The sequence below is a fragment of the Faecalibacterium sp. Marseille-Q4137 genome, from assembly GCF_017377535.1.
GTDB classification, from domain to species: domain Bacteria; phylum Bacillota; class Clostridia; order Oscillospirales; family Ruminococcaceae; genus Faecalibacterium; species Faecalibacterium duncaniae.
Window position 1 is genome coordinate 13,404 of the sequence record NZ_JAFREK010000033.1, and the last position, 21,489, is coordinate 34,892.

Genomic DNA, 21,489 nt, shown 5'->3' on the forward strand with positions numbered 1-21,489 from the left:
GTTTCAACCTCCAGCACTTTTAACGTTCCATATCTCTGTTTTTCATCTTACGCTCAAGCCGCTCCGATCGCCGCCTTTGCCGCAGTTCTCGATCCATTGTCTTTTCCTGTGCATATTCGTCAAGATAGCCAGACACATCCCGTAGGCCACTCTCCATCAACCACCAACTGAACTTGTCGCCATAAGCCGCTTCAATGCGTTGGGCTGCTGCTTTCTCTCTGTCAGGTCGAAGTGCCTTCCGCTCCAGATAAAGCTGCAAGGAATCAAAGCCGGAAGCTTGCTCTTTCAGCTCGGCATACTCAGACAATGCAGCCTCCAGCTCTCCGGCATACTTATTCTCCTGCGCCTCAAGCCGTTTGAGATTATCTTCATAGCGGTCAATCTGGCGCTGGAAGATATCGCTTGTGGCGTCCTCTGGGTATTCCAGAGAATGAAGCAGCATAGCCTTTTCGCTTTTTAGCTCCTCTAACTTTTCCGTCAACTCGGCTATTTTGGAGGCAAGCTCACGGTGCCTGACAAAGTGGATCGCAGGAAGGGATTTCTTTTCAGCCAGTAGGGACTTCCGTTCTTTGGTTGTTTCCTTTATCTGCTGCACAAGGGAGCGGTACTGTGCCAGATTTGGCTTCAGAATATTCAAGGCACCGGTCATCTGTTTCTTGCTGCTGCGGATATGCCCTAACTGATAGCAGAAGATCAGCATATTTTCCCGCAGCTTTTCCAACGCTTCTGCAATAGCGGGCAGCGTGTTCTTCACCGCCTCCGTAATTTTCTTGAACTGCGCCTTCAGTTCCCGCAGGAGCCTGTTGTCCGCCTTGATCTGACGGTTGAGTTCGCACCTGTCGGACACGATACCTTTCTGTTCCAAAGCACGGGCAATCACGCCCTCGTGGATGGTGGGCTGCTCGTCAATGCCTCGCTCGACAAAGCTGCGGTGGTCGATGCGCTCCTCATGACCGTATCGCTCCAAATATTTGTTTGTCACATCTGCCCATGCTTTGCGCCAGATAAGGAGCTGTTCCTCGCTGTTCCAGCGTTCAGAAATGGGATTCTGTCTCCCGTATTTGGTGCTTTTGGGATACTTGCTGGCACGCTCATATCCATGTTCCTCAGCTGCGGATGGTGTCATATACACTTTCTTCCTGCCTACCTTGTACTGGTACTGTTTCTCCCATCCGTCAGCCTGTGCAGCCTTAAACTCGGCAGCGGTAAAGCCCCGTTCCTCACCGTCACGGCTGCAGAGATATTCCTTCTCCGTTTTGTATTGCCATTTGCCGCTTTCATCAAGCGGGCGCACCGTCAAGAGAATGTGGGCATGTGGATTATGACCCGGTGGATCAGGATCGTGGATTGCCAGATCGGCGCACATCCCGTCTGCGACAAATTGGTTTTGTACGAAGTCCGTCAACAGCGTCTGCCATTGCTCTAGGGACAACTCTATGGGCAGGGCTACCACAAACTCACGGGCTAAGCGGCTGTCCTTGGTTTTCTCGTTTTCCTCCACGGCGTTCCAGAGAACCTCTCGGTCTTGCCATGCGGGTGGGGCCATGTCCGGCAGGAATACCTCCTGCCACACAAGCCCCTGCTTTCGGGTGTAATCGTGCTGTACTCCGTCATAGTCATTGAGGATGTGGGAGCAGCTGAGATAAGCGGAGGCTGCACAGGCGGAGCGTCCGGCTCCCCGGCTGACCACCTTTGCCTCCAAGTGGTAAATTGCCATTTGCGTTCACCTCGATTCGTATTTTGTGAGGGGGTGGTAAAACGCCACCCCTTGGTTTCTGTTTCTCTTTGCAAAGAGAAAATGGGCTGCATTGCTGCCCATATCTGCGATAAAGCTGCCGGTGGCAGGTTTTCGCAGGCAGGAGGCGGGCAGAGTATCTGCCGGATTGGTGCGACAAGCAGCAATCTCTGCATCAGCAGAAGCGCCGACTGCACAGGGAATGCTGACTTGCGGCATTTCCTGCCCTCTCTGGAGAAGTGTCCGATGGACAGTTCGTGAAGAGCGCACGAGCCCGACCAACGGAAGGGATACCACCGCCTGCTTCGCAGGTGGTGAGTAAGTGCGCCCTTCGGGATAAAAAAGGAAGGGACGCCCCGGTTGCCCGGAACGCCCCTCGCAGATTAGTGTAGCTTCTCATATAACAAGTCCTCTAATTTTTCAAGCTCCATTTGCTGAGCCTCTGGAAATACTTTCTCCAAAACAGCGCCCTCCTGAATCAAGCGTCTGGTACGGGCCTTTCGCTCTTTCGCCCGATCCCGCATTTGTGCCTCCTCCAATCGGTGCTTGGCCTGCAATTCTTCCTTGGTCATGATCTTTTTATTTGCCATATCTGGCTCCTTTCTGCCGCTGGGCGGCTTCGTGATAGTAAAAAGCAGGGAACTGGTATCACACAGATACCAACTCCCTGCAGAACTGATGGTAAATTGTTTTCCTCATTCTGAGAATTGCCAATTTGGTAGCAAAGACGGATTGTATTGCCACCAACATAGTAGTAAAATCAAGAAAAGTAATTTCAAAAGCCGTCTGCAAAATCCAGCGCAGCTGAAATGTCCTCCTCGGTTTCCTCCGAAACAAGAGCAGCGGCAGGCTGTGCGCTCTGCATAAGCTGTAGGATACCGCCAAGGCTTACCGGCGTACAGCTCTGCAAGCTGCGTGAGATGGTATCCTCGATCCGGCTGAGGAAAGCGTCCTCCTTCTCCCGTGTTTCCAGATAGGGATCATCGGCAAGCTGCTTGCTACGGTCAAAGTAAGCGTTGACCGCCGAAACGACTGCCTTGCTGACTGAACGATATTCTCGCCTGTCAAGGCTCTGCAAATGCTCCCACGCCCTGCGGTCTGCTTCGTTCTCCAGATTCAGCCGAAGTGTTGTTGTGTAGATTTGCTTCATACAAGATCGCCTTTCTTTTGCATTTTCTGTGCAGACAGCAGCTCATAGCCCTTGGCTGTGGCGCAGATGTCATCATTGATCATCACCCGGCTGGCATCATATTCTCCGAAATTCTTCACCATGCAGCTTCCACCGCCGACAACATAGAGCCTCATCAGTTCCGGGTCATACTCATGCTCACGCAGTCTGCGGAAGATGCCTGCGGTGTAATCCCTCGCTGTGTTCTGGATAGCAGTTAGGTAGCGTTCGCTGATGTCTGCCGTCCCAAAGCGAATCACACGCTCCAGAATCGTATCATCTACCGATGCGCCAAACTGCCGCATGAGATTTTCCCGGACAGCAATCATGCACTGGTTTGTCCCGTACTTCTCCGTGAAGCACTTCTGAGATAGCGGACGGCGCTCGTTGATATACATGACATTCATCGTTCCGTTGCCAATGTCGCAAAGCATATTGATGCCCTTGAATCCCCGCAGTCTGTCCGCCACAGCGGAGAAGCCCTGCGGGAAGATGTCCGCTCCGGCAAACTCCACATGATAGCTGACACCACGGAAAATGAAATCCGCCATTTCATTCTGCAACAGGTACGCCTTGAAGCTATCCTTCTGTTCGCTGACCCAAGTAAGAGGGAGCCCCGCCGCCAAATGCACACGGGCAGAGGTCTGCTTGCGGATATTCAGCTCTCTTGCAATGGCAGCAAGGGTCAGAATATAGTAGTCACCGTCTGTCATTTTGTCAGAGATAAACTCCTTGTGACCTTCGCCCACGGTGTAATAGCTGCCGTTGTAGACAAGCAGATTGCTTTTGAAGGTCGGCTCCTTGTCAGAGATGATCACGCCCGTAGGAAAGCAGCAATGTGCAGTCTTGATATTCCCATAGCCGTGGTCGATGCCGATGATTATAGGGTTATTGTTCATATAGTTCATAGTTTGTCCTTTCTGCCGCTGTGCGGCCTTGAAAATAGATTGTTTGTGTACGGCTCTGTACGGTAAACGCCAGTGCTGTACGCCGCTGTACACCGATTGGTCTTTGGATTTTGCGTTTGCTTTGTCAAATCGCTGTTTATACCGCAAGAAAATGCGGTAATCGCAGCACATTGCACATAAAGAACGCTGATTTTGCGGTAAAATAGCTTTTTGAAAACGGAGTTGAGAACTGCCGTACATCGTGTACGGCATGTACGGCAGTTTTGAAGTCCAGTTCTCATATTTAATAAGGAAGCAAGTTCATCGCCTCCACTCCGATAAATCCACGCACCCGCTTTCCGGCTGCGTACACATTGTTGGTAGCCTCCACATTATAAAGCCGTTCATTCTGGGCCAGCTCTGAGCTGATACGATTTGCTGACATAGGCTTTTGTGCGTTGTCCTCGCACCAGCGGAGATAGGCTTCATAGATAGCCTTGGAGCTGGCTTCGCTGTCGGCCTTAAAGCGGATATAGCCCTCGGATTGCAAAAACTCGATCACATTGTTGCTGCTGCGCTTTACTGTCTCCATATTTTCTTTGGCTCTATCGCTGATGGTGAACTGATACTCGTTCCCAATCAACCGCCGCAGACCCTCCAGACACCACAAAAAGATGCCCTCACGCTCCTGTGTCAGCTTATCCACCAGAAATGGATCATCGGCTCGTCCTGCTGGCCTGTCCTTGGTGGTCAACACGATCTGCCTGCGGAAGAAGCCGTCTGACTTGTCGTGCAAAGCGGTTAAAGCGCCGTTGCCGAAGCAAAGAAAGCGGACATAAAGCTGGCTCTGATAGCTTTGAACACCCTTGCGTTCCATATCCATCTTGCACTCTGAGGTCACGATGGATTTGATATAGTTGGTCTTGGGCAGGGCACTCATATCCATATCGTCATCCACCATCAGCAGCTTGTTTTCCAGGTCTGCACGGCTGAAACGGTTGTTCTCTACCTTCTGGATGCTGGTGGTATTCATGTTATCTCCCAGCATGGAGCGCATTACAAGTCCGATTCGACTCTTTCCTTCGCCGCCCTTACCAATCATCAGGAGCATTTTCTGCCCCTTTGTGGTAGGCAATAGGCAGTAGCCCATATACTCCTGCAAGGTGGGAATGTCCTCCGGGACAAGCAGCTCGGATAAAAATTGCAGCCAGCGCACAGGCGGCGGTGCATCGGGGAGATAGGCCACACTCAGACGGTTGTTGCAATAGCTTTTGTCCTCGGTGAAACGCCCATCCAGAAAGAGTGTCCCGTTTGCCACATGGATACGGTCAGTCTCGATGGGCAGGGGCGGCGAATAGGCTTGCAGCTTGATACTGGCCAGCAGATTTGCCACCACCTTGGAAAGCCCGGAGGTCAGACAGCCGGAGATCTCCTCCAGAATGAGATTGCCGATTTGCGCCTCGTCCTCAATCAGTCCATCCACTGTGAACAGCCTTCCTCTGACACATTTCATGGGATGCTTTTTTAAGAACTGCTGACAAAACAGCACTTCGTTGATGCGTTTTCCATCATACCAATCGGGAATGCTTTCTTCAGGCGGCATAACCATTGGGGTATTCAATTCGTCCATAGGTTTCCTCCTTTCGCAGTTGTTCCAGACGCTCCTTTAGTGCTATGATTTCACCATCCGTCATCCAGTCCTGTACAATTTCCCGACGCTCATAGCTGTCACCAAAGGTGAGAATGTTCAGTTCATATTCAATCTGACTGAGCTTGTGGCAGGCTTCCACGAATAAATCATGGACTGGCTCATCCGGCGTTTGCGGCGCATAGTATGCTTTCCATTCCTCCAAGCAACGGTAATAGTCCGATAAAACAGAAAAGCACAGACGCTCGTTTTCTTTGAGCTTCTGTGCTTCTGTTCGGATACGCTTTGCATTGAGTGCCGCTGCGCTGGGCGGCTTGTCCGGGTCAAGATGAAAGTCTATCACCAGCTTCATGGCTGCGTCGTAGGGCTTGAGATCAAACAACCTTGCAGTGAAGTCAATGACATCTCCATGCTCTCCGCAGGTAAAGCAATAATAATGGTCGTTTGCCACATACAAGCTGGGGTGTCTGTCATTGTGAAAGGGGCAGAGCGCCTTGCCGTGCCGGTTGACCTCAAGGCCATACGCCTGTGCCGCTTCCCGCAGGCTGACGTTGTTTTTTACGGTTTCGAATAAATTCATGTGTCCTCCTTTGCGTAGAAAAAGCGGCTTGCCCTGATATAAGGCAAACCGCTTCCTCAAAATTTATTGTTTTATTGGAAATATTAAGCCGGAGAGGTAACTGTCTCCGCTGCCAGTTTTTCCTTCCTGTTCGCTGCATTGCGAACCCGCTGGCCTTTGATATGCCCCTCATATCGGCACTCATCACTGCAATACTTGACATTGCTTCTTGTGGTGGAAAAGGTCTTACCGCAGTTTTCACAAGTGCAGTCACGCCGCCTGTTTTCTGCCGCTTCCTGCCGGTAGAACTTCGCCCGGCAATTCGGTCCGCAGAACATAGCAGCCGAGCTTTTGGATTCAAATCCCTGACCGCAGCACTTACAGGTTAGCTGAAAAGGCTGCCCAACGGTGTGCTTCCCGGCCTTAATCAACTGATAGCGCTCCCGGCTTTTGATGCGATGCTGGCGTAGCTGCTCCTGCCGCTTGATTTCCTCTGCTGTCAGCTCCGGGGCAGGAAGTTCAAACTTTCCGATGAATTTCAGGAAGATTTCTACCTCCTGCGTTCTGTCCCCGTCGATGCGCTCCGGGGCATGAACGATGATTTTATCAATAAATTCATTGATCATCGGTGTAGTCAGCTCGGAGAAATCGGTGTACTTTTCTGCCAAAGCAAGGAACTGCTCTACACGGGCAGTATCTTCCTCATAGCTCGTCAGGCTTTCCTCCGTTTCTGCAATCTGTGCGGAAAGGTTTTTCTGTTCGACTTCGTACTCAGCAAGCAGGCTGTCAAAGCGTTCCTCAGAAATTCGGCCTACGGCAAAGGATTCATAGAGCTTTTTAATGATCGTATCCAGCTCACTGTGGCGCTTACGGTCTTTGTTCAGCTTTCGTTTGGCATCTTTGGCCGCCTCCACCTGCCTGACCTGTGAAGCGGCTCGTATCTTCTCGGTGAATTTTTCCCGATCTGCTATGGCAAGCTGGCTGACAGTGCGGATTGTCTCTAAAATAAGGATACGCAGCGACTTAGTGGTAATATAGTGCCCGCAGCAGTCCTTTCCATGCTTCTGATGTGCCAGTGTATAAGAGGAGCAGTCAAAGAAATCCGACGGATACGGAGTGCCTTCTGTACCGCCTCTGGAACGATGATTATACATCTTTGCGCCGCAGTCCGCACAGTATAAAAGCCCGGTCAGGGGATTGGCTTCGCCTATGGTATCAATACGCCGTGGCGTTTTCCGCAGTTGCTGAGCAAGCTCCCATGTTTCCGGCTCGATAATGGCCTCATGGGTGTTCTCGAAGATCAGCCAGTCCTCCTTGGGATTAGGAATAGAGGTCTTGTCCTTATATGACAGCTTGTGGGAACGGAAATTGACCGTATGCCCCATATACTCAGGCTTAGACAATATCTGCCCCACAATATAGCCGCTCCAGTTATAAGGATATGCGAACTCGGTCTTACTTTTCCAAACGCCAATGCCTTTCCTTGCAAAATAGACCGCCGGAGCTTCTACCTTATCTTCAAAAAGGATTCTGGCAATGTCATAGGGGCCTTTTCCCTCGATGGTCAGACGGAAGATGCGCCGCACAACGGCGGCGGCCTCCTCGTCAATCAACCAATGGTGCTTGTCGTTCGGGTCTTTCTTATAGCCGTAGATGGCACTGTTGGTGGTAGGCTTGCCTGATTCCCCCTTCACACGGATAGCGGTTTTCTGCTTGCGGCTCAGATCACGCAAGTACCACTCGTTCATGATGTTGAGGAACGGAGCAAATTCATTGCTGTTCTGGTCGTTGCTGTCCACGCTGTTGGCGATGGCAATAAAATGAATGCCATGCTGACGGAACATAACCTCCGTGTAAAAGCCGGTCTGCAAGTAGTCACGTCCGATTCGGGACATATCCTTTACGATCACACGAGCCACCTTGCCAGCTTCAATGTCTGCCACCAGCTTTTTCCATGCCGGTCTTTCAAATGTGCCGCCTGAGAATCCGTCGTCCGTGTAATGGGCAAAGTTTGTGTACCCCTGCTGTGCGCAATAGCCCTCCAAGTATTTCTTTTGATTCACAATGGAGTTGCTATCCCCAATCTGGTCATCGTCACGGGAAAGTCGTTCGTATAAGGCGGTGATCTTGTCCTCAGTCTGAATGATGCTCATGATGCGCTCCTTTCAGACTGACGGCTCATTTGTGGTACACCAATTATATCACAAGTTCCGTCGTTTGTAACTACTTCGTTGCGTATCATTCGTAAAATTTTATCCTCCATTGTCTCTTTCCCACTTTCACTGAAAGCGACTCTCACCTTGTAGGTGGTGCCGCCAATACGTCTTATCATATACTGTGCCTGTTTGTTTTTATCCATAGCGTTCCTCCTTGAAAAATTCATGTTCGTTTGATATACTAATGGTGGTTCCGACTGATGTAAGTCGGTGGCATCTTGTGTCATGTTTCATAAAGCTACCGCAACTTGCGTCCTCCTTTCTCTTGATACGGGTTGAAAAAGTAACCTAAATAACCGCTTATCAGATTACCCTCTCACTAATAGGAGAAATCCGGGGTGTAAATCGGAACTGTTTTTGAAAGAAATTCAAAAAATTTTCGGAGGTGAGGTCATGACAGATGAAAATAGAACATTTCTCCTGTTCCCGGATGACGGTGATGACCTAACCGAATGGGATGAAGCCTCCGATCTGACGATACAAAACGAGCAGTTAGAGGAAATCCTCTCCGAAGAACGAGCCTTAGAGCTGGAAAGAGAGCTGGAGCAGGACGAAAACCCAAGGGACTACACCGTAGAACTGGAGGACGAAGAGGAAGAAGCTGCTCCTGTCAGCGAAAAACGCTTAAAGCGCCAGATACGGGCAGAGGCGTTGGCACGGCTGGAGGATGCTGCAAGAACAGAGGACGACTTTCGATACGTTGTCAGCGAATGGGACAGGTTGGATCGGAATCGGGAACGACGGGAGCGTGACCATGAAAATCTCCGGGGAGATGTTCCGTTAGAATACATGGCAGTTCCCAATCCGAAGATGATTCCGCTGTATTTGAATCTGCCACGATACCGCCAGCTTGCCAGCGGCAATTTTCTGGATATCATTTTTTCTTGCCCCTATGAACTGCATGAGTTGGTTGCAAGCTCATTTATTTCTGAGCTGATACGCAGCCTTACCATTGATCAGAAGGAAGTGCTGTATTACCTGTCCATCCGGCAGTACAGCACCATACAGGTGGGTATGATACGGGGACAGACAGACCGAAACATTAGAAAGCTCCGAAAGAATATCCACAAGAAGCTGCAAAGAGCGGTTTATGATTACCTTTTGGAAAAACAGAACGACTGTGGAAGCCTAACGCTGCGGGAACGGCAGTTCTTAGAGGAATATGGGCTTTTGCTGAAAGCCTATGGCAAGGACGCCGTTATCCTCCGGGAGAACAAATCAAAGCCGAGGAAAAAGAAAGCTGCCCTTGGCAGCAGCAAGGACAGCGAATGATCTGATTGAATTTGATAAGCAGATGACCGAAAGGAAGGATTTGCGTTATGAATACATTTTTTGAGCAATCCCGTTCCCATTGGGTGCGGTATGAACGCTATGAAATCAAAACAGGCAAGGACGGGAAGAAATACATCACCCCGGCAAAGGATGCCAGGCCGGATGTCTATAACCCACTCAAGGAAGCCCCGGACATTGTGCTGGATGCTCTGAATGTGGGGATGCTGATGATGAACGGCAAGAAAAGCTCTGAGCCAGAGGTAGAAAAGGCAATCTTGGAATTTATTACCCACTATGGGCTGCTGGGCCTGATGACGGCCCTGCCCACCACGCCGTCCTTTATGGATTATGAGGCGGTATATCTGCCAAAGAACCATTTTATCAAGGAAGAAACGATGGAGACGGAGAAGTATCTGTCCCTGTTTTACCCCTTTGATAAGCTGGATGTGGTCAAGAACGGTGTGGAATCCAGTTGGAATGTGTCCAGCGACCGGGCAATGATTGCACTGACCATGACCTTTATGGACGAGCCGATGGCAAAGACCATGAGCTTCCAGCGGGCGTATGCAGAGCCTTACGATTGGGTGGCACAGCAACTCAAGGATTGGGCATTTAATATGCTGACCTCTTTCTTCTATTATAATGACTATGATTCCATGGAGGAAGAAAGCCGGAATATGCTGCGTAAGTCTATGGCTGCATTTGGCGGCATTGCACCCACCTATCATATAGAGCTGTTGGATAGGCCAACGATCTATTGGGATTTCCATTCCCTGCTGTTGGGGATTCAGATGATGTTCAGCTTCATGCTGGTGGACAGCACAAAGCCGTTGCGGATGTGCAAGCAGTGTCAGAAAGTGTTCCTGAGTAACCGGGCTAACTCCGCTTTTTGCAGTGCAAGGTGTAAAAATCAGTATAATGTTTATAAGAGCCGGGGAAAGAATAAATCAGAGGATGGTGATAATAATGCCTGAAAATCAGAACATAGAATGGAAAGCTAAGTGGAAGGATGACTATCTGGAATGGATTTGCGGCTTCGCCAATGCACAGGGCGGCAAGATTTATATTGGCTGTGACGATGATGGAAAAGTTATCGGCCTGCCCAATATCCGCAAGCTGCTGGAGGATGTTCCAAACAAAATCCGAAATGCCATGAGCATCGTGGTGGATGTCAATCAGCTGGAGCGTGACGGGAAAGAATATCTGGAAATCGTTGTTCCACCATATCCCGTTGCCATAAACTGCAAAGGTGTCTATTATTATAGAAGCGGCAGCACCATGCAGACCCTTTCTGGCCCAGAACTGGAGAGCTTCATTCTACGCAAACGTGGTGCTTCGTGGGATAATATGCCCTTGCCGGGATTTACGTTGGATGATATTGATGATGAGTTGGTCAAGAGATTCAAGACCCTTGCCGCCAAGAAGGGCCGGATCGACCAAAGCGTTTTAGACGAGGACAAAGCGGATTTAATGGAAAAGCTGCGTCTGACCAATGCCGGGTATTATACCAACGCAGCGATGCTGCTGTTCTGCAAAGACCCTGACCGCTGGCAGCTGGGCGCATACACAAAAATCGGCTTTTTCGAGAATGATGCCGATCTCCGTTATCAGGATGAAATTCACGGCTCCTTGTTGGAACAGATTGACAAGATCATTGAAGTCATCCATCTGAAATATATGAAAGCGAAAATCACTTACGAAGGGATGCAGCGCATTGAGCGTTATTTTGTTCCCGACGCTGCCCTGCGTGAAGCCCTTCTTAACGCTCTATGCCACAAGCAATATGAAAGCGGCGTTCCGATTCAGATCAGCGTGTATGAGGATAAGCTGTATATCGCTAACTGTGGTAGGCTTCCAGACAACTGGACGGCAGACAGCCTGATGTCCAAACACGCATCCCGCCCTTACAACACGGCGATTGCGAATGTGTATTATTTGGCCGGCTTCATCGAGAGCTGGGGACGTGGTATTGAGAAAATCTGTCAGGCTTGCAAGGAAGATGGAAGCCCGCTTCCTGCGTACACCGTGCATCCCGGCGATATTATGATTCAGTTTACAGCGTCAGAGGATCGGGTTATTCGATCTGCCACCTACAAGGTGACAGAAAAGGTAACAGAAAAGGTAACAGAAAAGGTAACAGAAACCTTGGATGAAAAATCCATGCAAATTCTGGCCCTGATTTCCGAAGATCCTGCATACACATCTACCACCATAGCAGATAAGCTATCTATCAGCAGAAAAACAGTTTCTCAGCGTCTGAAGGAGCTGAAGGAAAAAGGAATCATCGAGCGCATCGGGTCTGACCGAAAAGGCTACTGGAATATAAAGAGCTAAGTGATACAGAATTAGCCCCACACCAGCGTTCATTCATGCTGATGCGGGGCTAACATGTGTTTAGCAATATACAAGCTCCGTCAGAACAATTTCCTCTGCACGGTTATGAATGTTGTTCATGCGCCGTACCCATTCCATTTGATCGGTAGCTTTAAGTGCCTCGGTCACACCTTCCAGTCGTGCCATAGCTTCGCACATGATCTCCATACGCTGATTGCAGGATTTGTCTATCTCTGCAAGATGTTCATGCAGGGTGCAGCTTGTTAGGTAGTGTGCATAAAGGACGGGACGATGCTCTTTCAAGTAGCGGCGGCGCATACGGCCATACTTACCGATCTGATATTCCTCGGTCTCCGGCAGCGCAAGGTCGGGGATATAGTAATCGCCAACCTTCGTATATGTGCCGCCCATTTCTTCAAAAATAGACTTCATTTTCATGCTCCCTTCGTGCTAAAATGTCAGCAGTTATGCGGATTTTTTTCCTTTCCCACAACTGCCAGACCAATTCACCACAAATGAGCCGCCAGTCATGTAATAGTATTAGGCGGTAGAAACCACCCTCTACATATTACATCTTGAGTGCGGATGCTCAGGCTTTCGCTGTTTGAACCGTCATCTTTTGACAGTCGGCAGTATAAAGCAGTTACTTTTTTGTCCTTTTCCATGTGTACCTCCATAATGGAAAAGAGACCTCATCAATCACATTGTAGCGGATGCTGCGTGATGATGCAAGCCCTTTTCCGCAGTAAAACGTCCAATTAGCCAGCGGCGAGATACGATTCGGCAGTTTTACGAATTTCTTCTTCCGCAAGCCGCTGAAAAAGCGTATTCATCGGCACATTGCCGATATAATGGCGTTCCACGATCAGGCGCACGGACTTCGGACTTCTCGGCGCACGTTTACGTGTGGTGGGCTTCTTCTCAGATTTTTCTTTGTTCAAGGGCAGACCTCCTCATTCATGTGGTGCAAATACGGAAAGGAATGGATGGATTCTATTCGTTTTTCTCTTTTTGTTTTATTACGTTGGTTAGGTGAAAGTTTTCTTTGATACAGTCTTTAAGGCTGCTATACTGCATAGGAAAAATATCTTTTGCAGATGCCATTAAGAATCTGCATCACAGAATCGTGATTTTGGCGGTTCTTGAATCGTGAAAAACGCAGAACTATTCAACATTTGGAATTTTCACAAAGATGTGATTGGGCGAAGAAAACCGCGTTCGTCTGCGCTCAATCAATCCCGCAGCGTCCAATTCCTTAAGCGCACTGGAAACACTGACAGTGCTGCGCCCTAGCTGCTCAGCCAAAGAGCAAATCGTAAAAATGACAAACACGAAACCACGTTCATCTATCCAGAGATTTTTCTGCGAGAGTGTGGCACGGTCGAGCAACAGCACATAAGTCATTTTTGCAGTCTGGCTCAGGTCAAGTTCCAAAAGGAAGCGTGGGTATGGGAGAAACGGCGGCAGCAGAGTTTGCGTGGTAAGATATTCTGAAATGTTGATCACCTCCAGCTGAAGCAGAAATCAGAAACAAAGCGTATGTAACGAGAATTGGTGGGTTCCAATTCTCCAGTCGCAGAAAAGCACGAAACAAGTGCTCAACTGCGTTAATAAGTTAAGGTCTCCCATATTGGTCCTCGACTTCCCTAGGAGTGGGGAATCGTCCGGCGGCGGGCTTGCACCGCACCATTGGCATTTCAGCCACCCCGTCTTCGTTATGACCGGGCTGCGAGTTACAGAAGTACCTTTTGTGAAGTACCGGACGATTGAACTATTCACTTGTCAAGGAACATATGGAAGATTTCTGGACTTTGACGGACGAAAAACATCCTTCTACTTGGTAGCCGATGAAAAAGGCCATTTCGTAGCATTGCAAGCAATTTTGTAAACAAAACGTCATAATAGTCCGAGAATGGTCTTGAAAAAGATGCCCTACACTTGGTAGGCATCGAGAACGCCTGTTTCGTAGCATTGGTGAGAAACTTGTAATTGAATTGTAATTCTTGAGACCAAATCTCCGCTTTTGAAAAAATCCTCTCAATAGGTAGGCAACGAAAACAGCCCAAAGACAACCATCTTTTTGAGAATTAACAAAAAGGTCACAAATGACCGGCTTTCAAAGAGGCGCTTCTACTATTAACAGAAAAAGTGGCCTAAAATGGGGGTGTTGGAGAAAATTTCTGCCTTAAAAGTACGCCTCTACTCACTAGCCAACGAGAATAGCCAAAAGCCAACAAAAAACGAATTATGTATTTCTGCCACTGATTGCAACGGCATATCGGTGACAGAAAGATCGTTTAGAGCGATTCTTCGTGTTTTAGGGTAGTGGAAGGCATTTTGTGGTTGGACTTTTTCTGCTGAAGCTGCTCCAGCTTTTTCAGCACCGATTTCTTCTCCGGGGTCTTGCCGCCCGGTGCGGAAAGTTGCTGCTTATTCAGCACCATGTCGATATACTTGCGGACACTTTTCAGAGCGGAGATGTCCGGCTGCAAGGTTTCCAGTTGGGTGCGCAACTCTGCGCTGCCGGATTGCAGCGCAGAAAATTCGGCATCCAATGCCGAAAAATCTACCGCTGTGCTGCCGTTCAGCTTCATCAGGGTGCGGACGGCTTTGTTGAATGCGTCCAGTTCGTCCTTGTGCTGGGCGGCGTAAGCGTCCTTGGTCAGCTTAAAGTTTTTCTTAATAAAGGTGTCGTGGACGGTTTTCAGCTTGGCATGGACGGCAGCGGCGTCCTTGATCTGAGCGATTGCCCGCATACGGTTTTCGTTCTGCTTCAACTGCTTGCGGAGAGGGGCGGCGGTCTGGTTCAGGTTAGAAATTGCGGTATCCAGATCCTCGATGGTGTTCAGAGAATGGGCTTTCAGATAGTCCACCGCCCGTTTGACTTCCTCAAAGTCCCGAATAGTGCATTTCAGTTTTGCCTTGCCAGACCAATCGCTGCGCTGCTCATTGCGGAGATTGAAGTAGTCCACCAGCAGGTCGGACAGCGTTGGTTCTTTCGCCTTTTCCAGAGCGTCCAGAAGAAGCTGCTTCTTTTCATTCAGGTCTGCGATCCAGCATTGCAGCCCCCGGATGGTGTTGCGGATGGACTGCATCAGGCTGTTGGCAGTGCGAATATCCCGGTTGAGATTTCCAAGAAAGGTTTCGATTCCTCGCTTTTCCATCTGGTGAGCAGCGGGGCCGAGATGCACAGTCGGTATCTGCTGCACTCCCTGACGCTCGAATGAGCGGAGGTCAACACGTTCCGGTCTGCCAGCGGCTTCAAGATAGCGATTGGTAACAACTTCCCAGCTGTGCCGCCATATCTCGGCATACTTCTGGTCGTTCCAGTCCACGGTGTTTTCCTTGTGGCACTTCCAGTTGCCGGAAGGGAGCCGAATGCGATCACCATTTTCGTCAAGGTCGTAAACCTTTCTGGCTTTCGGGAGCCATTTGCCATGCTCGTCCATTGCCCGGAGCGTCAGCAGAATGTGGGCGTGTGGGTTGCCATCGCCCTTGTCGTGAATAGCAAAATCGGCAATCATGCCCTTGGAAACAAACTGCTCCTGACAAAACTCTTTTATCATGGACAGATACTGCTCTTTCGGAACTTCCACCGGAAACGCCAGCACGATGCGCCGGGCAAGCTGGGAATTCCATTGGTTCTCTACGGCTTCCACAGCGTTCCAGAGCGTTGCACGGTCTGCATATCCGGGCGGCGCATGGGGCGGCAGCATGATCTCGGCGTGGACAAGCTCTTTCTTCTTGTTGTAGAATTTTGTTTTCTGGTCGTACTCACTGAACAACCGTTCGCCGCTCTGGTAAGCGGCCCCGGCAACAGCGGACTGACCTTGGCTGCGCTTGACGATTGTGATTTTGAAATGCGGACACGGAATAGGCATCACCCCCAAAAACAAAAAGACCGCCCAGCAAGATTGCTCTTGATGAACGGTCTGGAATCGTATTCGGTTGTGCTCACCGCCTTAGAACGGAGTGCTATGCGCTTCGATCTCAGGCGGGAGCCGCAAAAGGATAGCTGCAAAGCAGCGCAAGGAAAATGCAGGTTTCCTTGGGATGGAATCGGGCTGGCGCACAAACGCCAGCTTCGATTTCATCGAGCCGTCTGCAAGACCGCAATTTCACCGGAACGGTGTATAATTGCGCCCTATTTCATAGGGGGTTCGGAACGTTCTGCTTTTCGTGAACGTCATGCACCATCTTTGCAAGAGCCAGTACGACTTCCGGTTGGCGGAATGAGATCTTCAGCAGCTCCATCACCTGATCGTTGGTGAGTTCTTCCGGCGCGATCAGAAAACTTTCCAGCATCCCGGCACGGGTACACAGTCGATGCACACGGGCTTTGCGGGTCAGCTCCGGTATCTGATGCTCCAGAATTTTCTCGCGGTACTTGTAGTAGCGCAGCTGCTGCTCGGCTTTGGCTTTTTCGCTGCGGAGATAGGCAAGGTCGGTTTTCGGTTGGGTCATGGCATCACGCTCCTTTACTGATAAAAAGCCAAACAATCGGTATTGATTTATACGGATTGTTTGGCTGAGAAACATATTTAATTTTCGCAGTTCAGGCGGACTTGGACGGTAAACACACTGTCTTTCTTTTTCGTATAGAAGTCACCATGATTCTCCTGAACGATACGATTTATGTTCTTTAGTCCGTAACCGCGATACTCTCCGATGCGGATGCTGCGGACGGTATCGCTGTATGGATTCTCAAGCCGATAAAAGAGACTGCGATACTGCTTGCGCAGTTGTAGATGAATGATTCTCTGTTCCGCTGGCAAGTCGCAACAGGCTTCAATGGCATTGTCAAATGTATTTCCGAGGATGATGCTCAAAGACAGCGATGAGATCGTCAGAACTTCAGGAATCGTCACATCCAGTTTGACCTTGATGTTATTCTTCTCTGCGATGCGTAGGTAATAATTCAAAAGAGCATCAACAACAGGGTTTCCGACAGCAGAAACATTTGTGGAACGCTCAAAAATATCCGTGGCAGCTTGTGCAATCTTGTGAAGTTCTTCGGTATCGCCGTGTTCTGCAACTGCCTGCATCGCCAGAATGTATTTCTTCACATCATGCCGTAGAGAACGGACTTCTTCCTGACGTTCTTTGAGCTGCTGGTAGTATTCCATTTGAAGATTGTACTGCTGCTCATTGAACTTGGCTTTGAATTTTTCCAGTTCATTTTCCCGGAGAGCTTCCACATAGAACACGATCAGGATGTTTATAAGGAGAAGCACAGCCATAAGGCCGACCATATAATCCGGGAAATACTCATCCGCAGCATGATACTGTGCCACATAACAGACAGCGATGCTTGCGATTTCAATCGCAATAATTGGCAACAGCCATAGGATGCGCAGAGCATTTCCCTTTCGACTGAAAAAATGTGAGATCAGGACTACAAGTGGAACTTGAATCAGGTTTGAAAAAACAACATAAACCAACCGTGCTGCCCCAGCCTGCATCAGAATATCGGTATCAGGGATGCGCAGCCCGATCAGGAGCATTGCAAGCACTTCCACCAAAGCAATCAGCGTAAAGAAAGCTCCGCTTGCAAAAACCGCCTGCCATGGTCGCACTTCGTAAAACAGCAGTGCGAGGAAAAATCCGCCAACTAAAAGATAGATCGTGCGCTGCGTTACCCAGTCCGGGAATAAGCTTAGTGCACACTGGCCAGCGATCATAAGCACAACATACACATAGAACCATTTTGAAACGGGCTCCTTTTTAGGAAATAGCCGACCGATAAAAAGCAGCAACAGAGCGATGTTGGCAAAGCTCCCTGCAAACTCAACGAAATAATAAAGTATCATCTTCCCAAATAAGCGTTAAAGTTCTGATTGAACTCCTGACGCTTCCTCCTGCTGATCGGTAGCTGATGTCCGCTGGAAAGAAAAACAGCGGTTCCAGTAGCGTAAACAATGTGTTCCATATTGACAAGATAACTTTTGTGTGGCGACACGAAGCATCGTTTGGGAAGCTGCTCCAAGGCTTCAGGAATGCTCATTCTCAATGTAAGGTCTTGCTCCTTGCAGTGGATCAGAACTTTATGTCCGTGGCTTTCCAGAAAGTAAATATCTGATGTTTCCAAGGACATGGTGACACCATCGTATTCGATTGTGAAATGTTTGGAGTTCAGTTCCTGAAGGACAGCGTCCATCGCCGCAGCGAACAGCGTCTGATCCAAAGGTTTGACAAGGTAGCGGAATGCAATGCCATATCCCTGCACAGCATACTCGTGCCGCTTCGTGACAAATACCACCAAGGGATGCTTCTCCATTTGAATCAGAGATTGTGCCAACTGAAAACCGTTGGATGGCATCTCAATGTCGAGCAGCAGCAAATCGAAGGATTTCTTCTGCATTTGCAATTCGCTCAGAAGTTCGTTTCCGTCCATGTAAGTTTCAATGTCAAAGCAACCTTGCACATCGTATCGCTGGACGCTTTGAACAATACCATCAAGGTCTGACTTCTCATCATCGCAGACTGCAACGTGGTACTTCAGCATTTCGACAACCTCCACAAAATAATGTTCTGATACTATTATAGACTGTGCAAAGGCTCCTTACAAGTAGCCTGACTTACCACTTTTGTCACCAGAACGACCAGTTTTGCCAAACCTCTTGATTTTGTTGAAATTTATGATACAGTGAAGCAAAAATCAGAAGATAAGGTGGCGCAACTGCAATGTGGGAACGCACGCTGTCTCAGAAATTAGTCCGTCTTTTCTGCGAACAAAAAGTGGTAGACGAATCAAAAGCGGATGCGTATGTCTATGGGTACGAGTTGCTCATATCGTCTGTTGTAAGTGTTTTGCTTGTCATCCTCGTCTCTGCCGTGTGTGGTGATGTTCGATACTCACTTTCATTTTTGATTGGGTTTATCCCGCAGAGAATCTACATTGGTGGATATCATGCAACGTCGCACACCAGATGCTATCTGGCATTTACCGGACTGGCACTTATCTGCATTTTGCTGAGTAAAGTAATTGCAGCCAATCACCTTTTTCGTATCCTGACAACAGCAGCTCTTATGGGCATCGCTATCTTTTTCTCTCCGATAGAAGCAACGAATAAGCCTTTAGGCAAAAAGAAGCGGTTAAGCTATAAGATGGTCGCATCTGTTCTTTCGTCAATAGATTTCCTGTTTGCCATTTTCAATGTGCTTCCGGACACCCGCAGTATAACGGTATACTACATTTCAAAATGGGTTTTAGTGATTTTTGCAATCATTCCGTTTTTTCAGAAACAAGCGAAGATATCCTAAGGTACGAGGGCGTTCATGTGTTTTCAGAAGATGAATGCTCTAAAAAATATCAAACGGAGGTAACAGAAATGAAAAAGATTATGTTGCTCTTGAGCAAGGTCACTTGCATTATGGCAATGGCTCTCGCAGTCTTGAGCGTGAACAGCACCTGTGGCTTTACGGCATATCAGCCGGATGTCCCGGAATCGCTTGAGCATGACTGAAATTCATATGAAAGGTAAGATAGCGATACTCTTACGGGATATATTTCTTGATAATTTTCTAAAAGGAACTGTTCGATTATGTTGGAGCTGCTTTCATTCATTATGTTGATTGTTCGTCAGCTTTTCTATATTCTAGGCGTCCTTGCATTTGGAAAATATCTCTTGAAAAAGTGAGAGCATCGATAATCAATGTACTTCGGAGGTGTTTCCGATGCACAGATGAGAGTCCGTTGTTCTATAGGAATGCATGAAAGGAAAAAACAAAATGAAAACAAAAACATATTTGCGTTATATTTCCTGCGTGTTAGCGGTGCTGCTTTGTGTTGCTTCCATTATGCCCATTGCCTTTGCAGATTCAACAAATCATGGCAATAGCGAATCTCTTTTGACAGGATCAAATTATTCTGTTTCGTACTCGATGAATGGAAAAGATGTTGTTGAACAGCTTACAATTCGTGATGGAGGTATCACACGAATTACGCGTACGGTGCATCCTAATGATGTGATGGACATTGTTGTTGTAGGTGCATCTGGTGAATCAACAACATCAACTGCAAGAAGTGACTATAGCTTGTTCTATGAAATTTATCAAGATCAGCAAAATTACAAAAACGGACAGCTGGCACAAATTCCTGCACTCACTGGAAGCGAGGTGACAGGGTCGCAGTTCAAGCACCGCTATGTTGGCACAAGTGCAACCGATACGGTTTATGCTAGTGATTTGCGTAAATGCAAAAAAGCATCTGATGTAGCCAGTATTTTAGCAACTGCATGGGGAAGCACACCAGCAGCAGTTATTTCTTCTACAGCATCGTTTATTTTCGATCAGATGCTTCAGAGTATGTCCTCGGACTGCTATAAAGTGACAATATCTTCTATTACGTATGAAGTCCTATTTTCCTATGACAATAGCTACTATACACATTGCTATCATCAAACTGTCAAGGAATATAAGTCAAATGGCTCTTTGATTCGGTCTAAAACGGATTATTATCAGGCCATTGGTGGCTGATAGTGACTTCAAAGAACAGGGAGAACATGTAATGGGATTCTTTAAGCAAAAAGGGCCACTCCAAAGAGATTTCTGCGAAGTATTGCTATATGTTGTGGCTTTATGGGCATTGAAGCCAGCAAGCCTTCAGGATATCCTGACGGTGAATCAATGCGATGGAATGTGGTTCTTTTCCGCAGCATTTTTTGCCATTGTTTTTGTAGGAATCGTTTCAGATTATCTTCTGATTACAAATCATTTCGTTGCATGGAAAGCAATACACGGCAATGTCAATCAAACAACATTTCAGGAACTTCAGAAATTTGCGCTGTGCGAAAATCAAAAAGTTGCTATTGAGCCAAAGTTGGCAAGTTGTATTTTAGTGGTTTTGGCAGGTTGTTTAACAGCGGCATTCGTATGGTTCACATTTATTTGCCGATGAGCATACACCTGAGTTGAAAATTTGCGGCTTTATAGTGTGATGAGGTGGCTGTTAGTGATATTGCTTTTGATCACGATGATGCCAATATACTAAAATTTTGTAAGAGGTGATTCCAGTGCAGAATTAAGCGAAAAAGAATCCAAATTGTAGCTGGGTGACTTGTAACAGTCAATAAAATATAAGGAGCAAATCGACATGAAAAAGATGACCCGAAATGAATTCCTTAAAATGGCTGGAACGAGTGCTGCGTTGGTTGTTTTCAACACAGTTTTGATGCCTGCTGCTGTTGCAGTTGAACCAGGCGTTGTAGCACTTTCTTCCAAAAAATCTAGTATCGAAATTGATAAAGGAACAACTGTAAACTCTGCAACATTCAAACTTGTCCCAATTTCTCGCGAAACCTTCTGGGGCGATGCTGGTTCATGTACACTTGATTATCTGTCTGAAAGGTATATCCAATGGACGATTACCGTTCCGGGTGCAGTAATTGTTTCCTTTGAAGGTAACCTGCATTTCAATAAACTTGGTACACCCTTTGGAACCTTTGATCATGCCATTTCTGCATACGGCACAATCGGTACGGAAGATGTAAAATATGGACTCTCTAAAGGAAAATGGGAGGTTGAGTTTACTGGAATTGCTACTGCGGCTAACGGCGATATGTATAGTGTCGTTGATGGCGCAACATTAGCTTTCAGTGTCACCAAATGATTCTGCCATATAATCTACGTATTTGATTTTTACAAAATAGCTTATCACATAGAACAAGCC

General features: G+C 48.0%; 24 protein-coding genes. 8 read left to right on the forward strand and 16 right to left on the reverse strand.

Annotation, left to right across the window (positions count from 1 at the left end):
• Positions 1-19: 19 nt before the first annotated feature.
• The 9 genes from mobQ (J3353_RS12210) to J3353_RS12250 form a co-directional block, all read right to left on the reverse strand.
• Positions 20-1,717, reverse strand: a complete 1,698-nt coding sequence (gene mobQ / locus J3353_RS12210; protein ID WP_055145320.1) for a MobQ family relaxase — start codon at positions 1,715-1,717, stop codon at positions 20-22.
• 6 nt (positions 1,718-1,723) lie between these two features.
• Positions 1,724-1,954, reverse strand: coding sequence for a hypothetical protein (locus J3353_RS12215; protein WP_055145317.1), 231 nt, complete (start codon positions 1,952-1,954; stop codon positions 1,724-1,726).
• Positions 1,955-2,118: 164 nt separating this feature from the next.
• Positions 2,119-2,307 (reverse strand): hypothetical protein, encoded by a 189-nt coding sequence (locus J3353_RS12220; protein WP_055145756.1) that lies wholly within the window; start codon positions 2,305-2,307, stop codon positions 2,119-2,121.
• A 203-nt stretch (positions 2,308-2,510) separates the two neighbouring features.
• Positions 2,511-2,885, reverse strand: a complete 375-nt coding sequence (locus J3353_RS12225; protein ID WP_055145314.1) for a hypothetical protein — start codon at positions 2,883-2,885, stop codon at positions 2,511-2,513.
• Entirely contained in the window at positions 2,882-3,811 is a 930-nt protein-coding gene (locus J3353_RS12230) for a ParM/StbA family protein (RefSeq protein WP_055145311.1), read from the reverse strand. The genes J3353_RS12225 and J3353_RS12230 overlap by 4 nt, the downstream gene beginning before the upstream one ends.
• A 283-nt stretch (positions 3,812-4,094) precedes the next feature.
• A complete protein-coding gene (locus J3353_RS12235; RefSeq protein WP_330375650.1) occupies positions 4,095-5,420 on the reverse strand; it encodes a phage/plasmid primase, P4 family in 1,326 nt (441 codons plus the stop codon).
• Positions 5,383-6,018, reverse strand: coding sequence for a CHC2 zinc finger domain-containing protein (locus J3353_RS12240; RefSeq protein ID WP_055145308.1), 636 nt, complete (start codon positions 6,016-6,018; stop codon positions 5,383-5,385). Before J3353_RS12240 ends, J3353_RS12235 begins: the two co-directional genes overlap by 38 nt.
• An 83-nt stretch (positions 6,019-6,101) precedes the next feature.
• Positions 6,102-8,150, reverse strand: a complete 2,049-nt coding sequence (locus J3353_RS12245; protein WP_055145306.1) for a recombinase family protein — start codon at positions 8,148-8,150, stop codon at positions 6,102-6,104.
• Positions 8,147-8,356: a transposon-encoded TnpW family protein gene (locus J3353_RS12250; RefSeq protein ID WP_055145303.1), complete on the reverse strand. Its 210-nt coding sequence runs from the start codon at positions 8,354-8,356 to the stop codon at positions 8,147-8,149. The genes J3353_RS12245 and J3353_RS12250 overlap by 4 nt, the downstream gene beginning before the upstream one ends.
• Before the next feature lie 250 nt (positions 8,357-8,606).
• Between J3353_RS12250 and J3353_RS12255 the strand changes: the two genes are divergently transcribed.
• The 3 genes from J3353_RS12255 to J3353_RS12265 are packed head-to-tail and all read left to right on the forward strand — an operon-like array spanning position 8,607 to position 11,819.
• On the forward strand, positions 8,607-9,485 hold the full coding sequence (locus J3353_RS12255; RefSeq protein WP_055145300.1) for a hypothetical protein: 879 nt from the start codon (positions 8,607-8,609) through the stop codon (positions 9,483-9,485).
• Positions 9,486-9,532: 47 nt separating this feature from the next.
• On the forward strand, positions 9,533-10,459 hold the full coding sequence (locus tag J3353_RS12260; protein ID WP_055145297.1) for a hypothetical protein: 927 nt from the start codon (positions 9,533-9,535) through the stop codon (positions 10,457-10,459).
• Positions 10,452-11,819, forward strand: coding sequence for an ATP-binding protein (locus J3353_RS12265; protein WP_055145294.1), 1,368 nt, complete (start codon positions 10,452-10,454; stop codon positions 11,817-11,819). Before J3353_RS12260 ends, J3353_RS12265 begins: the two co-directional genes overlap by 8 nt.
• 60 nt (positions 11,820-11,879) lie before the next feature.
• On the opposite strand, the gene J3353_RS12270 is transcribed toward J3353_RS12265, so the two are convergent.
• From J3353_RS12270 to J3353_RS12300, 7 genes are all read right to left on the reverse strand, one after another.
• On the reverse strand, positions 11,880-12,251 hold the full coding sequence (locus J3353_RS12270) for a TnpV protein (RefSeq protein WP_055145291.1): 372 nt from the start codon (positions 12,249-12,251) through the stop codon (positions 11,880-11,882).
• A 326-nt stretch (positions 12,252-12,577) separates the two neighbouring features.
• A complete protein-coding gene (locus J3353_RS12275) occupies positions 12,578-12,760 on the reverse strand; it encodes a hypothetical protein (RefSeq protein WP_005924684.1) in 183 nt (60 codons plus the stop codon).
• Positions 12,761-12,983: 223 nt separating this feature from the next.
• Entirely contained in the window at positions 12,984-13,325 is a 342-nt protein-coding gene (locus J3353_RS12280; protein ID WP_097786354.1) for a replication initiator protein A, read from the reverse strand.
• A gap of 791 nt (positions 13,326-14,116) precedes the next feature.
• A complete protein-coding gene (mobQ, locus tag J3353_RS12285) occupies positions 14,117-15,694 on the reverse strand; it encodes a MobQ family relaxase (RefSeq protein ID WP_370569202.1) in 1,578 nt (525 codons plus the stop codon).
• A 274-nt stretch (positions 15,695-15,968) separates the two neighbouring features.
• Complete coding sequence (locus J3353_RS12290; protein ID WP_097783066.1) at positions 15,969-16,283, reverse strand: DUF3847 domain-containing protein; 315 nt, start codon at positions 16,281-16,283, stop codon at positions 15,969-15,971.
• Positions 16,284-16,360: 77 nt separating this feature from the next.
• Positions 16,361-17,629, reverse strand: coding sequence for a GHKL domain-containing protein (locus tag J3353_RS12295; protein WP_207684946.1), 1,269 nt, complete (start codon positions 17,627-17,629; stop codon positions 16,361-16,363).
• Complete coding sequence (locus tag J3353_RS12300) at positions 17,626-18,324, reverse strand: LytTR family DNA-binding domain-containing protein (RefSeq protein WP_097783064.1); 699 nt, start codon at positions 18,322-18,324, stop codon at positions 17,626-17,628. Before J3353_RS12300 ends, J3353_RS12295 begins: the two co-directional genes overlap by 4 nt.
• Before the next feature lie 179 nt (positions 18,325-18,503).
• Here J3353_RS12300 and J3353_RS12305 point away from each other — a divergent pair, with 179 nt between their 5' ends.
• The 5 genes from J3353_RS12305 to J3353_RS12325 all read left to right on the forward strand — a co-directional run bounded on the left by J3353_RS12305 (position 18,504) and on the right by J3353_RS12325 (position 21,429).
• On the forward strand, positions 18,504-19,082 hold the full coding sequence (locus tag J3353_RS12305) for an accessory gene regulator B family protein (protein ID WP_097783063.1): 579 nt from the start codon (positions 18,504-18,506) through the stop codon (positions 19,080-19,082).
• A gap of 68 nt (positions 19,083-19,150) precedes the next feature.
• The gene (locus J3353_RS12310; protein ID WP_165852945.1) at positions 19,151-19,285 is read left to right on the forward strand and encodes a cyclic lactone autoinducer peptide; all 135 of its coding nucleotides are present in this window, start codon (positions 19,151-19,153) and stop codon (positions 19,283-19,285) included.
• Between the two features lie 265 nt (positions 19,286-19,550).
• The gene (locus J3353_RS12315) at positions 19,551-20,297 is read left to right on the forward strand and encodes a hypothetical protein (RefSeq protein WP_133300985.1); all 747 of its coding nucleotides are present in this window, start codon (positions 19,551-19,553) and stop codon (positions 20,295-20,297) included.
• Between the two features lie 31 nt (positions 20,298-20,328).
• On the forward strand, positions 20,329-20,718 hold the full coding sequence (locus tag J3353_RS12320; protein WP_055187026.1) for a hypothetical protein: 390 nt from the start codon (positions 20,329-20,331) through the stop codon (positions 20,716-20,718).
• Positions 20,719-20,913: 195 nt separating this feature from the next.
• Positions 20,914-21,429, forward strand: a complete 516-nt coding sequence (locus tag J3353_RS12325) for a hypothetical protein (protein WP_207684947.1) — start codon at positions 20,914-20,916, stop codon at positions 21,427-21,429.
• Positions 21,430-21,489: the final 60 nt, after the last annotated feature.

Coding starts and splice junctions, on each gene's coding strand:
- mobQ (WP_055145320.1), bottom strand. CDS start 1,717: ATGGCAATTTACCACTTGGAGGCAAAGGTGGTCAGCCGGGGAGCCGGA.
- J3353_RS12215 (WP_055145317.1), bottom strand. CDS start 1,954: ATGCCGCAAGTCAGCATTCCCTGTGCAGTCGGCGCTTCTGCTGATGCA.
- J3353_RS12220 (WP_055145756.1), bottom strand. CDS start 2,307: ATGACCAAGGAAGAATTGCAGGCCAAGCACCGATTGGAGGAGGCACAA.
- J3353_RS12225 (WP_055145314.1), bottom strand. CDS start 2,885: ATGAAGCAAATCTACACAACAACACTTCGGCTGAATCTGGAGAACGAA.
- J3353_RS12230 (WP_055145311.1), bottom strand. CDS start 3,811: ATGAACTATATGAACAATAACCCTATAATCATCGGCATCGACCACGGC.
- J3353_RS12235 (WP_330375650.1), bottom strand. CDS start 5,420: ATGGACGAATTGAATACCCCAATGGTTATGCCGCCTGAAGAAAGCATT.
- J3353_RS12240 (WP_055145308.1), bottom strand. CDS start 6,018: ATGAATTTATTCGAAACCGTAAAAAACAACGTCAGCCTGCGGGAAGCG.
- J3353_RS12245 (WP_055145306.1), bottom strand. CDS start 8,150: ATGAGCATCATTCAGACTGAGGACAAGATCACCGCCTTATACGAACGA.
- J3353_RS12250 (WP_055145303.1), bottom strand. CDS start 8,356: ATGGATAAAAACAAACAGGCACAGTATATGATAAGACGTATTGGCGGC.
- J3353_RS12255 (WP_055145300.1), top strand. CDS start 8,607: ATGACAGATGAAAATAGAACATTTCTCCTGTTCCCGGATGACGGTGAT.
- J3353_RS12260 (WP_055145297.1), top strand. CDS start 9,533: ATGAATACATTTTTTGAGCAATCCCGTTCCCATTGGGTGCGGTATGAA.
- J3353_RS12265 (WP_055145294.1), top strand. CDS start 10,452: ATGCCTGAAAATCAGAACATAGAATGGAAAGCTAAGTGGAAGGATGAC.
- J3353_RS12270 (WP_055145291.1), bottom strand. CDS start 12,251: ATGAAGTCTATTTTTGAAGAAATGGGCGGCACATATACGAAGGTTGGC.
- J3353_RS12290 (WP_097783066.1), bottom strand. CDS start 16,283: ATGACCCAACCGAAAACCGACCTTGCCTATCTCCGCAGCGAAAAAGCC.
- J3353_RS12295 (WP_207684946.1), bottom strand. CDS start 17,629: ATGATACTTTATTATTTCGTTGAGTTTGCAGGGAGCTTTGCCAACATC.
- J3353_RS12300 (WP_097783064.1), bottom strand. CDS start 18,324: ATGCTGAAGTACCACGTTGCAGTCTGCGATGATGAGAAGTCAGACCTT.
- J3353_RS12305 (WP_097783063.1), top strand. CDS start 18,504: ATGTGGGAACGCACGCTGTCTCAGAAATTAGTCCGTCTTTTCTGCGAA.
- J3353_RS12310 (WP_165852945.1), top strand. CDS start 19,151: ATGAAAAAGATTATGTTGCTCTTGAGCAAGGTCACTTGCATTATGGCA.
- J3353_RS12315 (WP_133300985.1), top strand. CDS start 19,551: ATGAAAACAAAAACATATTTGCGTTATATTTCCTGCGTGTTAGCGGTG.
- J3353_RS12320 (WP_055187026.1), top strand. CDS start 20,329: ATGGGATTCTTTAAGCAAAAAGGGCCACTCCAAAGAGATTTCTGCGAA.
- J3353_RS12325 (WP_207684947.1), top strand. CDS start 20,914: ATGAAAAAGATGACCCGAAATGAATTCCTTAAAATGGCTGGAACGAGT.